At 54.3% G+C, this 13,966-nt stretch carries 12 protein-coding genes, 1 other RNA gene and 1 pseudogene; 4 read left to right on the top strand and 10 right to left on the bottom strand.

What is annotated here, in order from left to right; all coding sequences use genetic code 11:
* Positions 1–3: 3 nt before the first annotated feature.
* Positions 4–429: a DUF6114 domain-containing protein gene (locus tag T260_RS132910; RefSeq protein ID WP_011232511.1), complete on the top strand. Its 426-nt coding sequence runs from the start codon at positions 4–6 to the stop codon at positions 427–429.
* Between the two features lie 126 nt (positions 430–555).
* Positions 556–1,005: a staygreen family protein gene (locus tag T260_RS132915; protein ID WP_013524577.1), complete on the top strand. Its 450-nt coding sequence runs from the start codon at positions 556–558 to the stop codon at positions 1,003–1,005.
* A gap of 470 nt (positions 1,006–1,475) precedes the next feature.
* Here T260_RS132915 and ssrA read toward each other — a convergent pair.
* The 5 genes from ssrA to secG form a co-directional block, all read right to left on the bottom strand.
* Positions 1,476–1,827: a transfer-messenger RNA gene (ssrA, locus tag T260_RS1000000138630) on the bottom strand.
* Positions 1,828–2,192: 365 nt separating this feature from the next.
* Positions 2,193–2,660, bottom strand: coding sequence for an SsrA-binding protein SmpB (smpB, locus tag T260_RS132920; protein ID WP_011232513.1), 468 nt, complete (start codon positions 2,658–2,660; stop codon positions 2,193–2,195).
* A gap of 81 nt (positions 2,661–2,741) precedes the next feature.
* Entirely contained in the window at positions 2,742–5,018 is a 2,277-nt protein-coding gene (gene rnr / locus T260_RS132925) for a ribonuclease R (protein WP_023633691.1), read from the bottom strand.
* Positions 5,019–5,040: 22 nt separating this feature from the next.
* The gene (gene estA / locus T260_RS132930) at positions 5,041–5,781 is read right to left on the bottom strand and encodes a carboxylesterase (protein ID WP_023633690.1); all 741 of its coding nucleotides are present in this window, start codon (positions 5,779–5,781) and stop codon (positions 5,041–5,043) included.
* A gap of 74 nt (positions 5,782–5,855) precedes the next feature.
* On the bottom strand, positions 5,856–6,092 hold the full coding sequence (secG, locus tag T260_RS132935) for a preprotein translocase subunit SecG (protein ID WP_011232516.1): 237 nt from the start codon (positions 6,090–6,092) through the stop codon (positions 5,856–5,858).
* Between the two features lie 499 nt (positions 6,093–6,591).
* Here secG and T260_RS132940 point away from each other — a divergent pair, with 499 nt between their 5' ends.
* Positions 6,592–6,807 carry a hypothetical protein gene (locus tag T260_RS132940; protein WP_014196712.1) on the top strand — a complete coding sequence of 72 codons (216 nt, stop codon included), beginning with the start codon at positions 6,592–6,594 and terminating at the stop codon, positions 6,805–6,807.
* A 32-nt stretch (positions 6,808–6,839) separates the two neighbouring features.
* On the opposite strand, the gene T260_RS132945 is transcribed toward T260_RS132940, so the two are convergent.
* Complete coding sequence (locus tag T260_RS132945; RefSeq protein WP_023633689.1) at positions 6,840–8,339, bottom strand: carboxylesterase/lipase family protein; 1,500 nt, start codon at positions 8,337–8,339, stop codon at positions 6,840–6,842.
* A 356-nt stretch (positions 8,340–8,695) separates the two neighbouring features.
* Between T260_RS132945 and T260_RS1000000139475 the strand changes: the two are divergent.
* Positions 8,696–8,842: pseudogene (locus T260_RS1000000139475) on the top strand (IS4 family transposase); the annotation flags it as partial.
* 161 nt (positions 8,843–9,003) lie between these two features.
* Here T260_RS1000000139475 and eno read toward each other — a convergent pair.
* The 4 genes from eno to T260_RS132965 all read right to left on the bottom strand — a co-directional run bounded on the left by eno (position 9,004) and on the right by T260_RS132965 (position 13,873).
* Positions 9,004–10,296 carry a phosphopyruvate hydratase gene (gene eno / locus T260_RS132950; RefSeq protein ID WP_011232524.1) on the bottom strand — a complete coding sequence of 431 codons (1,293 nt, stop codon included), beginning with the start codon at positions 10,294–10,296 and terminating at the stop codon, positions 9,004–9,006.
* Positions 10,297–10,337: 41 nt separating this feature from the next.
* The gene (gene gpmI, locus T260_RS132955) at positions 10,338–11,873 is read right to left on the bottom strand and encodes a 2,3-bisphosphoglycerate-independent phosphoglycerate mutase (RefSeq protein WP_020279529.1); all 1,536 of its coding nucleotides are present in this window, start codon (positions 11,871–11,873) and stop codon (positions 10,338–10,340) included.
* Complete coding sequence (gene tpiA, locus T260_RS132960; protein ID WP_011232526.1) at positions 11,866–12,627, bottom strand: triose-phosphate isomerase; 762 nt, start codon at positions 12,625–12,627, stop codon at positions 11,866–11,868. The genes gpmI and tpiA overlap by 8 nt, the downstream gene beginning before the upstream one ends.
* 61 nt (positions 12,628–12,688) lie before the next feature.
* Positions 12,689–13,873: a phosphoglycerate kinase gene (locus T260_RS132965; protein WP_023633686.1), complete on the bottom strand. Its 1,185-nt coding sequence runs from the start codon at positions 13,871–13,873 to the stop codon at positions 12,689–12,691.
* Positions 13,874–13,966 lie beyond the last annotated feature (93 nt).

Here is a 13,966-nt window from a genome sequence, read left to right as displayed (position 1 = left end):
ACATTGGGCATCATTCGTTCTAGCTGGCAGGCGTTCGGTCGCTGGCGGAAACGCCGCCCATTTTGGGGGGCAACGTTTCTCTTGTTATCAAGCCTTGTGATTTTATGGGTTCCGATGCAGCTATACGAAATTTCTCTCGTTCCCGGAAGCATGGTGTTCGTCGGCTTTTTCCTTGGCGGCATGGTCATGTTGATGGGGATTCTTTCCTACGCCATGCCGCGGCTATCCACCTTGCTCGGCATCATCGGTATGTTCAGTGCCATTCTGTCGATCATGGGCGCCTTGGGCGGCTTCTTAGTCGGCACGATTCTCGGCATCATCGGCGGGGCGCTTTGCATCGCCTGGCGCCCGCAATGGGCCGATCCTGCCGCCCCGCTGGCCCATCATGAAGCCGCTGCGGACAAAGAAGCAACCACCGCCACCTCATGAAAAACCATAAAGCAAAACCGAACGCGGATCGACCGTCCCGTTCGGTTTTGTTTTGTCATCGCCGCCAATAAAGGCACATATAGATGAATGAGATCATCCACTTTCCAGAACAGAAGGAGGACCGCCATGAAACACCTTTCTCCCGAGCGACTGCACGTCACCCAGACCGCTGGAATCACCCAGCTGTCACCAGTGAACGGCCGTCTGTACACCTTAACCCACTCGGACACGACTGGCGCCTTATTTCTCACCGTCTCCCGCGCATTTGTCACTGATCAGCTCACTTCTCAACGCGATGAAGTGCTCGGTGAATGGAAACAAGCCGGGCAACAGCTAGTATTGTTTCTCTATGTATTCATTGGCAACCGGCAAATGGGCCGGCAAGAAAATGCGCGCCGGGCGAACGTATTCAAGAAAGAATTGCCGTTGGCGCTCGAAGCCATTCGCTATGGCGACCGCGCTTTTTTTCACACGTACCCGTTTTGTGATTGGTGCCCGATTTTCATTCATTTCACTTCGGAATACCCGGAGCTCAACCGGACGGAATACTACGGCACCCCGTATTTGTACCGCTGACAACCACTTCAGTGATGGGGCCATGCATCGCCGCGTTTTTGGGCAGCCGACAAATCTCTTTCTGTTTCTCAAAACTGTATAAAAATATCGGGCCAACGGTATGCGCGCATTGTAAGAATTACCCTTAAGCATTGCGCTCAAAGTGAGTGCCACTCTACATTCCCCGCCTCAATCATGATGATGTTCACCCCGTCGGTTACTATTTGAACTTTTTCAAGCGATTGAGTGGCGGAAATAAGCACTACTTCCAATATTTCATCAGCATCAAAGTCTTTAACGCAATCTGTTTCAAAATATGTTACATCTTCAAAAACAACGTACAATGCAAGGTAAAAACGCGGTGCAAAATCCGTGCAAAATTTTTTCGGATTCTATCGATCTCTTTAGGATTCCCCAAAAATGAAAAACGACCGCAAACGCGGTCGCATCAAGGGTTTCACGATTTCGCATCCGAACCGTTCGGATGTTGGAAATGGAGACGGTGGGAGTCGAACCCACGTCCAGAGGCATCGCCACTTAAGCATCTACGAGCGTAGTCGGTATATTTCGCTTCGCCGTCCGTTCCGCCTACCGACAGGCATCCCGGCGGCTAGCCTGGTTCGTCTCTTCCCTCATCCTCAGGCAGCGGATTTGGGCGTAGCCCGCTTCATATGAGCCCCTCGAACGCCACGCGGGCGATGGCGGGAGGAGCTAGCTGCAGCAATTAGGCAGCTAAAGCGTAGTTTTGTTTGCCAGTTATCTTTAGGTGACGTTTTTACGAGGACGTCCCCCTCGGCTCGCCGCTTAAGCTCGACCTACCCCTGTCGAATCCGGATCGTCCCCGCGGTGGCGAAGAAAGATCGGAATAGCGTAAGCGATGGATAACTGGCTGTTGCATTATTTATTATACCATGGCGATGCGCATTTTCAATGGGAATGTTTTCAACCCCGGTGAAAAACGGTCATTTTTGCCAAAGCGATGGAGTTCGCCAGGAAAGAAGAGCCGATGTTTCAATGCTTCTCCACTTGAGAAGATTCGATTGAGAACTGTTTTTCCCATACACCACCGACTCCCTATAAGGCTGGTGAAAAACGGGTTTTGCGCCCAGATCGGCGGCGCTGGACGAGAAAGGCATGTCGATCTGACAAAGTTTCTCTAATAGAAAAAGAATTGGGATCTCCCGTTTTTTCTTTGAATCACCAACCCTCTATAGTTTTTGCCGCTCGCGAAACGCCCGCTCGATTTCGCGCTGCGCTTCTCTCCGCTTCATGTCTTCCCGTTTGTCGTATTTTTTCTTCCCTTTGGCCACCCCGAGCTCCACTTTGGCAAAGCCGTTTTTAATGTACAGTTTGAGCGGCACGAGCGTATACCCTTGCTCTTTCGTGTAGCCGATCAGCTTGTTGATTTCGCGGCGGTGCAAAAGGAGCTTTCTCGTCCGCAGCGGATCATGGTTGTAGCGGTTGCCTTGTTCATACGGACTGATATGCATGTTATGGAGAAACACTTCCCCTTTTTCCACTTTGGCGAACGAATCTTTCAAGTTCACCCGGCCGTTGCGGATCGATTTGATTTCCGTCCCTTGCAAAACGAGGCCGGCTTCATACGTTTCTTCGATGAAATAGTCGTGGTGCGCTTTTTTGTTTTGGGCGATCACTTTTCCTTCGCCTTTGGGCATCCGTTTTCCCCCTCCTCATCGTAGCGTTTCTTATTTTACCAAAAACGAAAAAGAAGGAAAAGCCGCCCGTTCGGCTTTTCCTCACCGTTTTTTCTTTTTCTTCTTTTTCGCCTTCGCGCTGCGGTTTGAGCCGCTTTGCGCTTTCGGCTCCGCCTTCGCTTTTCCTTTCTTTTGCTTTTTCCCTTCAATGACGACCGGAGCGGCTTTCGCTTTCGGCGGACGGCGTCCCTTCATGCCGACGACTTCAAAATCGACGATCCGTTCGTCTTTGTTGACGTTGATGACGCGGACGGTGATTTCATCGCCGATGCGGTACATTTTCCCGGTCCGTTCGCCGATCAATGCGTAGTGGCGTTCGTCATAGCGGTAATAGTCGTCCGTTAAGTAGCTGACGTGCACCAAGCCTTCGATCGTGTTCGGCAGCTCAACGAACAAGCCGAAGTTCGTCACCGAGCTGATAATGCCGTCAAACTCCATCCCGATTTTGTCTTCCATAAACTCGGTTTTCTTCAGATCGTCCGTCTCCCGCTCCGCCTCAACGGCGCGCCGCTCCATATCGGAAGCGTGTTCGGCAATTTCAGGCAACTTTTCCGCCCATTTTTGCTGGGTGTCAAGATCCATCTGGCCGTTGATGAGATACGTCCGGATCAACCGATGGACGATCAAATCCGGGTAGCGGCGGATCGGCGACGTAAAATGGGTGTAAAACTCAGTCGACAGGCCGTAATGGCCGAGGCTCTCGGCGTCATAGCGCGCCTGCTTCATCGACCGAAGCATGACGGTCGAGATCACCATTTCTTCCGGCTCGCCGCGCACCGCTTCGAGAATTTGTTGCAAAGCGCGCGGATGGATTTGGTTGCCCGTTCCTTTCACGACATAGCCGAAGTTCGTGATGAACTCTAAAAAGCGCTGCAGTTTTTCCGGTTTCGGATCCTCGTGAACACGGTAAATAAATGGCACGTTCAACCAATGGAAATGCTCAGCCACCGTTTCGTTCGCCGCCAGCATAAACTCTTCAATCAACCGCTCAGCGACCGACCGCTCTCGCAAGACGACATCGTACGGCTTGCCGTTTTCATCGACAAGCACCTTCGCCTCCTTAAAATCAAAATCAATCGCCCCGCGCTTCATCCGCTTCGCCCGCAAAATGTCGGCAAGCTCAGCCATCAGCTCAAACATCGGCACAAGCGGCGCATATTTTTCCCGCAAGATTTCGTCTTTGTCAACGAGAATTTTATTGACATCGGAATACGTCATCCGTTCCGCCGTGCGGATGACGCTTGGGAAAATTTCATGGCGGACGACTTCTCCTTGCGGGGTGATTTCCATTTCGCACGAGAGCGTCAGCCGATCGACTTTCGGGTTGAGCGAGCAAATGCCGTTCGACAGCCGATGCGGGATCATCGGGATGACGCGGTCAACCAAATAAACGCTCGTGCCGCGTTCATACGCCTCGCGGTCAATAGGCGAGCCTTCCTCAACATAGTAGCTGACATCGGCGATATGAACGCCGAGCTTATAGTTGCCGTTTTCAAGCTTTGTCACGGTGACGGCATCGTCCAAATCCTTCGCATCTTCCCCGTCGATCGTGACGATCATCTCGCCGCGCAAATCGCGGCGCCCTTCCAAGTCTTTCTCCGTAATGACATCCGGCACCCGGTTGGCGTGCTCGATCACGTCTTCTGGAAATTGAAGCGGAAGGCCGTATTTATAGATGATCGCCAAAATGTCGACGCCCGGGTCGTTTTTATGGCCGAGAATTCGCACGACTTCCCCTTCAGCGCTCATTCGTCCTTCCGGGTACGAGGTGAGCCGGGCGACGACTTTATGCCCTTCGACCGCGCCGTTCGCCGCGTTTTTCGGAATGAAAATGTCATTGACGATCCGTTTGTCATCGGGGATGACAAAGCCGAAATATTTGCTTTCCGTGTACGTGCCGACGACTTCTTTCACCCCGCGCTCCAAAATGCGGACGATCGTTCCTTCGCGGCGCGCCCCGGATGAATCGGCTTGGACGCGCACAAGCACCGTGTCGCCATGCATGGCGTTTTTCAGTTCGGACGGCGGGATGAAAATATCATCCAGTCCCGGCTCCTCCGATGTGACAAACGCGAATCCTTTCGGGTGGCCAATCACCTTGCCGCGCACGAGATTCATCCGCTCGGGCACGCCGTAGCGGTTGCTGCGCGTCCGGACGACAAGACCTTCCTCTTCCATGGCGACAAGCGTTTTGACAAACGTTTTAAACTCCTCAGCATCCGCAATCCCAAACGCTTCCTCCAGTTCCTCAACGGTCAGCGGTTTGTACGCCTCATCGCGCATAAACGTTAAAATGCGTTCGGCCAACACATGATCCATTGGCCATCCCCTCCTTTCTCCATTACCAATCTAACGATTCAAGAAATGCACAAATATCTTCATGCAGCTGATCTTTTTCTTGATCAAGCGTAATCACATGGCCTGATTGCTCATACCATTTGATTTGTTTGACCGGCGATTCAATTTCGTTATAAATGATGTTCGCGCTGTCTGGATTGATCATCTCATCATGGCGCGCTTGGACGACGAACGTCGGTGCATAAACCAAATCAAGGTGGGCGCGCACATCGGCAATGAGTTCTTGCAAGGCTTTCAACGTCTTCATCGGCGTTTGTTTGAACCGTTCCATTTCCTGTTCGATTTGTTCCTCTGATTTCCCTTCCCGCTTTTTATACTCGCGCGCATACTCGAGCACACCTTCGTACATCGTTTCTTCGCTTTTGATGTACATCGGCGCGCACATCGTCACAATGCCTTGTATAGGTACAGTGTAGCCTAATTTGAGAGAAAATACGCCTCCAAGCGACAATCCAGCCACGGCAATTTTTTCGTAGCCTTTGTTTTTCAAAAACTGATAGCCGTTCATGACGTCTTGCCACCAATCATCCGGTCCGGTGTGGACAAGCTCTTCCGGCGGCACGCCATGCCCTTTGTAAATCGGAGCGTGGCACGTATACCCTTTCGATTCCAAGAATCGCCCAAGCATCCGAACGTCGGCGGAATTGCCGGTAAACCCATGCAAAAGCAGCACCGCCCGCTCCCCGGCTTCAAAGAAAAACGGCTTCGGCGGAACAATTTTCATCATAGGTTCTCCTTCCTCTCTGGTGTGAAATAGAAAGGGCAGCCCTTCATTCTATGGACCGCCCCATGTTTGACTTATGATGGCTGTACGTACGTAACCAGGATCGTCAATACGAAAAACAAAATGGCCAATATGACCGTCACGCGCTGAAACACCGCATCGAGCCCACGGGCTTTCTGCTTCCCGAACAATTGCTCGGCGCCGCCGGTGATCGCCCCCGACAGCCCGGCGCTGCGGCCCGACTGCAGCAAGACAACCGCGATCAGCGCGATCGACACAATGACAAGCAGCGTCACAAGCAAGGCATGCATGCCTGACACCTCCAACGACCGACGTTGCAATAATTTCACTATACCATAGATCGCCGTTGGCGGCAACTGGCGGGACTGTCTCAACACGACGAAAGGCACAAATTCACTTTTTTGTGAAACATTAGATTGGAAAGCCCGTCATCTAAAAATTTTAAAAAAATACAAGCCAGAAGATGCTCAAATGGAGGAAATCGATGAAATCATTGACGAATGCCTGGCAAAAATCGCAACGTATCTGACCTGATCTGATCGGCCTGGAGGCAACGGAAGAATGGAACGGTGTTGAAGGAAAGACTGCGTTTCCTGTCTTTGCAAGACAGCTGAATCGGAGGGCGGGGGCCAAAAAAATTCCCTGCCTCTACCCCTTTGCATAGATGGGGGAACGTTTCATCCTCCATCTGCTTGACGCTCCATGCCTCGGGCGCGGTATGATCATTGTCGTCCGCAGCCGAAATACGTTACAATAGAAAGCAAATCGGCAACGACTGGAGGGACTTCAATGGCAAGACCAGACGAACGAGTCATCATCGCGATTGACGGCTATCAATTCAAACGGGCGCGGGAGGCGAAGAAAGGAAAAATTTTCGTCACCTCGCCGATCGGGGCGAACTTTACGTTTGACGTCAACGTCATGCGCAAGCTCATCGAGGCCATCGACCGCGACCCGGCGCTGGCGGAGCAGTTCGGGCTTCCTTCTCAGGGGGCGAACGAATAACAAAGGAACGGCGGTTGGCCGTTCCTTTTTCCTTATGCGCGCGTCATCCACGCCGCACGCTCGCAGCCAAACGGATCATCTTCGACATGGCTGGCGGCTGAAAAGACAAACACCGGTTTGCGCTCGCTCGTATAGATCGGCCACTTCTCTGGCAAATGCGCGCCGTTCGGGTCGCCGGTGCGGGCGAACGAAAGCCAGGCATAATGCATTTCGTTGGCGATCGCCTCGCGCTCCGGCCGATTGCCGACGAAATTCGCGACGCCCGGCTGATGGAGATTGTGAAACACAAACGGCAGCTCGAGCGCGTGGCATGCTTTCAGCTGTCCGCCGAACACCGGCGTCTCATAATCAAACCGGTACATGTACACATCCGCTCCGTGGGCCGCTTGGGCGTCCGCTGTCCGCAGCATCCCCTCGACAAAAACACGGTACGTCATGATGCGCAGCCACGTTTGCCAGTCGGGCGCCGACGGCTCCGCCGTCTCTGCATAATAGCGAATCGCCGCCTCCGGCACGGGCCCGACTTCACGGTTGATCCGGTCAAGCAGTTCTTTTTCGCCAAGCTTTGTCCACGATGGATCCGTCAAGGTAAACAGGTTGTACTCGTCTTTCGTGACGCCGATGAGAATCGGAATGCCGCTGGCCGCCCCATCGCAGAGCGCTTCGATCGGATGGCGGCGCAATACGCGGCCGTCCACCACCGGACCGTACATGATTCCTGGGCCGAGCGACAGCGCCGACCGCAGCAGCTCCTCGGCGGGAATCGACAAGAGCCGGCCGCGGTCGCCTAGACGAACGCCGGCGCGCTCGAGAATACGCTCGGTCATCGCCATGGCTGTCTCCGGTGAACGAAGGAGAAGCGCTCCCGAACCGCTTTGCAAAATGGCGCGCCGAAACAGCCCGCTGGCCTCCGGAAGCGACAACAGCACGCCGACGCTCGCCGCTCCGGCCGATTCACCGAAAATCGTGATGTTGTCCGGATCGCCGCCAAACGCCTCAATGTTCTCCTTCACCCAGCGCAACGCCGCCACTTGATCCAAAATGCCGAGATTCCCGGCTTGCGCGTACGCTTCGCCAAACAAATCCCCCAGATGCAAAAAGCCAAACACGTTCATTCGGTAGTTGATCGTCACGACAACGACATCGCCGTGTTTCGCGAACGCCGTCCCGTCATACCACGGCGAAGAACCCGAACCGAACAAAAAGGCGCCGCCATGAATCCAAAACAACACCGGGCGCTTCTTCCCATCCGCCGCCGGCGACCAAATGTTCAAGTACAGCCCGTCTTCGCTTGGCGCCTCGCTCATCCGCCCGAGCAATCCGCTGAAAATCGGATCCGACGGCTGCATGACAACCGGCCCAAACGATGTGGCCTCACGCACCCCATCCCACGCATCGGGCGGTTCCGGCGGCAAAAAACGGCGTTCACCGACCGGCGCTTTCGCATACGGAATTCCTTTCCAAACGAAAACGCTTTCATTCGTCCCCCCGCGCAACCGTCCATACCGCGTCTCGACAATCATTTGTTCCATCCCCATCCCCTTAATATTCTGATGATTCAAAAATATTATAAACGAACAAACCACCTCCGTCCATTGCTTTGTCCTATGCGGGACAATGTCAGCTCATTTGAATAGGAAAGGGAACAGCACCTAAAGATTTCTTACTTTCCAGGCCAAATTGGGCGATGATGAGCCCTATCATACTAAGCATCGATGGTTTCGTTCCAGGCGTGTTGATTAACCAATAATATCCATAAAAAGCATAGAAAAAAGAGCACCTTTCCTGTAGAATGTAAGTAACGACGCAAACAAACCTAGGAGGCGCTCTCTGTGCACAAGCATACCACACTCCCAAATTTGATGCAAAAAATTGTTTCTGATGAGGATCGGATTTTACTTGTCAATTCGGAACAAAACAATGTCGTTCCAAAAAGCGCCATCGCGTCGTGATCTTTCAGGATGCGAACGAGCATGACATCCGTGTGGTCACGAACCTCTTGAAGGCATCGGCGGAAAAGATTGCCGAGATGTATTAAGCGCGTCATCATAAAACGACTATTTACGATCCCATCTGATGAAGAGGCGCAGCTTTCCTGAATGCGTCAAGACGTCTTGATCACCGCCAGCCATTCGATTCTCTTTTCGCCTCCGTCAAAACGACAGGCGCCCCCTCCGTTGGGGACGCCTGTTCCCGTTATTTTTTCAAATTGTAAAACGAGCGGATGCCTTGGTAAATGGCCGTGTGGCCGAGTTCATCTTCAATGCGGAGCAGCTGGTTGTATTTCGCGACGCGGTCGGTGCGCGACGGCGCGCCCGTTTTGATTTGGCCGGCGTTGGTGGCGACGGCGATGTCCGCGATCGTGCTGTCTTCCGTTTCGCCGGAACGGTGCGAGACGACGGCGGTGTAGCCGGCGCGTTTCGCCATTTCGATGGCGTCAAACGTTTCGGTGAGCGTGCCGATTTGGTTCACTTTGATCAAAATCGAGTTGCCGACGCCTTTTTCAATGCCTTCGGCCAGTTTTTTCGTGTTTGTGACAAACAAGTCGTCGCCGACAAGCTGGACTTTTTTGCCGAGCCGCTCGGTCAGCAGTTTATGGCCTTCCCAGTCGTTTTCATCGAGCCCGTCTTCGATCGAGATGATCGGATATTTCGATACAAGCTCTTCATACCAAGCGACCATTTCTTCCGACGTTTTCACAACGCCTTCGCCTTCAAGATGATATTTGCCGTCTTCTTTGTTGTACAGCTCGGACGACGCGACGTCCATCGCGAGCATCACTTGTTCGCCCGGTTTGTAGCCGGCTTTTTCGATCGCTTCGATGATCGTTTGCAGCGCTTCTTCGTTCGATTTCAAGTTCGGGGCGAAGCCTCCTTCATCGCCGACGGCGGTGTTGTAGCCTTTCGCTTTCAGCACCGCTTTTAAACTGTGGAAAATTTCCGCCCCCATGCGCAGCGCTTCGCGGAAGCTTTCCGCGCCGACCGGCATGATCATAAATTCTTGAATGTCGACGTTGTTGTCCGCATGCGCGCCGCCGTTTAAAATGTTCATCATCGGCACCGGCAGCGTTTTGGCGTTAAAGCCGCCTAAGTATTGGTACAGCGGCAGGCCAAGCTCGTCCGCTGCCGCGCGGGCCACGGCGAGCGAGACGCCCAAAATGGCGTTGGCGCCAAGCTTGCTTTTGTTTTCCGTGCCGTCTAATTCAATCAGCTTCCGGTCGATCGCCACTTGGTCGGCGACCTCCAGGCCGATGATTTCCGGCGCGATGATTTCGTTGACGTTTTCGACCGCTTTTAACACCCCTTTGCCGAGGTAGCGGTTTTTATCGCCGTCGCGCAGTTCGACCGCTTCATATTCCCCGGTCGAGGCGCCGCTCGGCACCAAGGCGCGGCCGAAGCCGCCGTCTTCTGTGTACACTTCCACTTCCACCGTCGGGTTGCCGCGCGAATCGAGCACTTCGCGAGCGTAGACATCGATAATGGCAGACATGGGAACACACTCCTTTTCGTATCGTTTTCTCAAGATCATCGTTATTTGACAATCAACGATTTCCCCGTCATTTCTTTCGGCTGCGGCAAGCCGAGCAAATCGAGCATCGTCGGCGCCAAATCGCCTAAGATGCCGCCGTCTCTAAGCTTGATGCCTTTTTTCGTCACGATGACCGGCACCGGATTCGTCGTATGAGCCGTTTGCGGCTTGCCGTCCGGCGTCAATACTTCATCGGCGTTGCCGTGGTCGGCGGTGATGATGGCGATGCCGCCTTTGGCCAAAATGGCATCGACGACTTTGCCGAGGCATTCGTCCACTGCCTCCACCGCCTTGATCGTCGGTTCGAGCTTGCCCGAATGGCCGACCATATCCGGGTTGGCGTAGTTCAAAATGATCGCATCGTACTTATCGGCTTCAATTTCCTTGAGCAGCGCATCGGTCACTTCATAGGCGCTCATTTCCGGCTTCAAGTCATACGTCGGCACTTTCGGCGAGTTGATCAAAATCCGGTCTTCGCCTGGAAATTTCTCTTCGCGGCCGCCGCTCATAAAAAACGTCACGTGCGGATATTTTTCGGTCTCGGCGATGCGCAGTTGGCGCAGTCCGTGCTGCGACAGCACTTCCCCAAGCGTGTTGTCAAGGTTCGTCGGCTTGAACGCCACGTACCCTTTCACCGTTTCGCTGAAATGGGTCAAGCAGACAAAGAACAAATGCTTCGGATGTTTCGGGCCGCGGTCAAACTCGCGGAAATCTTCGTTCGTAAACGTGTTTGAAATTTGGATCGCCCGGTCAGGGCGGAAATTATAGAAGATAATCGCGTCATTGTCTTGAATCGTCGCCACCGGCCGGCCGTCTTCGCGGACGATGACCGACGGCAGGACGAATTCGTCGTAAATGCCGTGTTTGTACGAGTCCTCGATGCATTCGAGCGGATCGCGGTACGTCGGCCCTTCCCCGTACACCATCGCCCGATACGCCTTTTCGACGCGGTCCCACCGCTTGTCGCGGTCCATCGAGTAGTAGCGGCCCGATAACGTCGCGATTTCGCCGACGCCATATTCCTTGATTTTTTCCTGCAGTTCTTTGATGTATTGCGGCGCTGTTTGCGGGCCGACGTCGCGGCCGTCCAAAAAGCCGTGGATGTACACACGCTTCACGCCTTCTTTCGCCGCCAAGCGCAAGAGGGCGTACAAATGGTGAATATGGCTGTGCACCCCGCCGTCGGAAAGCAAGCCGAACAAATGCAAGCTTGTCCCATGTTGTTTCACATGGTTCATCGCCGCCAAAAACGTTTCATTCCGGTCAAACTCGCCTTCGCGAATGGCAATGTTGACCCGCGTTAAGCTTTGGTACACAATGCGCCCGGCGCCGATGTTCAAGTGTCCGACTTCCGAGTTGCCCATCTGCCCTTCCGGAAGCCCGACCGCCTCGCCGCACGCCTTGAGCGTTGTGTGCGGGTATTCGTTCCAATAGCGGTCAAAGTTCGGTTTGTTCGCCTGAGCGACCGCATTGCCGTACGTTTCGTCGCGCAGCGCAAATCCGTCTAAAATGATGAGCGCAACCGGTTGTTTACTCATGGCGGCCCGCCTCCACCAATTGCAAGAATGAAGCCGGCTCGAGGCTCGCCCCGCCGACTAAGGCGCCGTCGATCTGTTCTTGCGCCAAGAAGTCGCGGATGTTGTCCGGTTTGACGCTGCCGCCGTATTGGATGCGGATCGCTTCCGCCGCCTCCGGGCCAAACAGGCGCGAAACAACCGAACGGATATGGCCGCAGACGCTGTTGGCGTCTTCCGGTGTTGATGATTTGCCCGTCCCGATCGCCCAAATCGGCTCGTAAGCGATGACCGCTTGCTTCACTTGTTCCGGCGTCAAGCCGGCGAGCGCTTTTTCCACTTGCGAGGCGACAACGGCGTTCGTCTGCCCCGCTTCCCGCTCCTCAAGCGATTCGCCGCAGCAAATAATCGGTATAAGCCCGCGGGTGAAGGCGGCCAACACTTTTTTGTTCACGGTCTCATCTGTTTCGGCGAACATTTGCCGGCGCTCCGAATGGCCGAGGATGACGTACGTGACGCCGAGGTCTTTCAGCATGACCGGGCTCACTTCGCCTGTGTACGCCCCTTGATCGGCAAAGTGCATCGTTTGCGCCCCGATTTTTAAATCCGTGCCGTCTGCCGCTTGCACCAACCGATCCAAAAAGAGAAACGGCGCGCAAACGACGGAATCGACTTCGTCGGCCGGCGGCACGTGCCCTTTTACGTTCTCGACAAATTGAACGGCTTCCGCCAATGTTTTATGCATTTTCCAGTTGCCTGCAATGATGCGTTTTCTCATCGTTCACCCTTCCTTTCAATGGGCGGCGTCAGCCGCCATGCGCCAAATCCGGCGCCGTGGGTCATTTGTCTTCGAGCGCGACGACACCCGGCAGCTGTTTTCCTTCCATAAACTCGAGCGAAGCGCCGCCGCCGGTGGAGATATGATCCATTTTGTCGGCCAAGCCGAATTTCTCAACCGCCGCCGCCGAATCCCCGCCGCCGATGACCGAATAGGTGTCGAGCGCTTCCGCCAGTGCTTCGGCGATCGCTTTTGTCCCATGGGCGAACGCTTCCATTTCAAAGACGCCCATCGGGCCGTTCCAGACAACGAGCTTCGATTGACGAATGACATCGCGGTATAATTCGCGCGTTTTCGGGCCGATGTCAAGCGCCTCCCAATCGCTCGGAATGGCGTCGATGGCGACGACTTTCGTGTTGGCGTCGTTCGCAAACCGGTCGGCGACGACCACGTCCACCGGCATATAAAAACGGACGCCTTTTTCTTTCGCCTTTTCCATAAACGATTTGGCGAGTTCGATTTTGTCCTCCTCAAGCAGCGACTTGCCGACGTCATGGCCGAGCGCTTTGACGAACGTATACGCCAGTCCGCCGCCGATGATCAAGTTGTCGACTTTTTCAAGCAAATTGTCGATGACGCCGATTTTGTCTTTCACTTTCGCGCCGCCGATGATCGCCGTAAACGGGCGGTCCGGATTCGAGAGCGCTTTGCCGAGCACTTCGAGTTCTTTTTCCATCAAAAACCCGGCCACCGCAGGCAAGTAATGGGCGATGCCTTCCGTCGACGCATGAGCGCGGTGGGCGGCGCCGAACGCATCGTTGACATACAGATCCGCGAGCTCCGCAAACGCTTTGGCCAGCTCTGGATCGTTTTTCTCTTCGCCAGGGTAAAAACGGACGTTCTCAAGCAAGAGCACGTCGCCTTCGTTCAAACGGTCGACCGCCGTTTTCACCTCATCGCCGACCGCTTCATTCGTTTTGGCGACCGGCCGTTCAAGCAGCTCGCCGAGCCGCTTCGCAACGGCATCCAAACGCAATTCTTCGACCACTTTTCCTTTCGGGCGGCCGAGGTGGCTCGCCAAAATGACTTTCGCCCCGTGCTCGATCAAATAGCGGATCGTCGGGAGTGCGGCGCGAATGCGCGTGTCATCGGTGATGGCGCCTTGCTCCATCGGAACGTTGAAATCGACGCGGCAAAAGACGCGCTTTCCCCTCACCTCAACGTCGCGGATCGTCTTCTTGTTCATCGTTCGTGCCCCCTTTTGGCTGCAGTTTGGACAAAGGAAAAGGAGTGGGGATCATTTCCCCGCTCCCCTCCATTTCCCTATTATAGACTTGAA

The organism is Geobacillus thermopakistaniensis (assembly GCF_000498995.1).
Lineage (GTDB): Bacteria > Bacillota > Bacilli > Bacillales > Anoxybacillaceae > Geobacillus > Geobacillus thermoleovorans.
The sequence above is the reverse complement of the archived record's forward strand: the minus strand, read 5'-3'. Positions and strand labels throughout refer to the sequence as shown.

Coding starts and splice junctions, on each gene's coding strand:
- T260_RS132915 (WP_013524577.1), top strand. CDS start 556: ATGAAACACCTTTCTCCCGAGCGACTGCACGTCACCCAGACCGCTGGA.
- smpB (WP_011232513.1), bottom strand. CDS start 2,660: ATGCCCAAAGGCGAAGGAAAAGTGATCGCCCAAAACAAAAAAGCGCAC.
- rnr (WP_023633691.1), bottom strand. CDS start 5,018: ATGGATCATGTGTTGGCCGAACGCATTTTAACGTTTATGCGCGATGAG.
- estA (WP_023633690.1), bottom strand. CDS start 5,781: ATGAAAATTGTTCCGCCGAAGCCGTTTTTCTTTGAAGCCGGGGAGCGG.
- secG (WP_011232516.1), bottom strand. CDS start 6,092: ATGCATGCCTTGCTTGTGACGCTGCTTGTCATTGTGTCGATCGCGCTG.
- T260_RS132940 (WP_014196712.1), top strand. CDS start 6,592: ATGGCAAGACCAGACGAACGAGTCATCATCGCGATTGACGGCTATCAA.
- T260_RS132945 (WP_023633689.1), bottom strand. CDS start 8,339: ATGGAACAAATGATTGTCGAGACGCGGTATGGACGGTTGCGCGGGGGG.
- eno (WP_011232524.1), bottom strand. CDS start 10,296: ATGTCTGCCATTATCGATGTCTACGCTCGCGAAGTGCTCGATTCGCGC.
- gpmI (WP_020279529.1), bottom strand. CDS start 11,873: ATGAGTAAACAACCGGTTGCGCTCATCATTTTAGACGGATTTGCGCTG.
- tpiA (WP_011232526.1), bottom strand. CDS start 12,627: ATGAGAAAACGCATCATTGCAGGCAACTGGAAAATGCATAAAACATTG.
- T260_RS132965 (WP_023633686.1), bottom strand. CDS start 13,873: ATGAACAAGAAGACGATCCGCGACGTTGAGGTGAGGGGAAAGCGCGTC.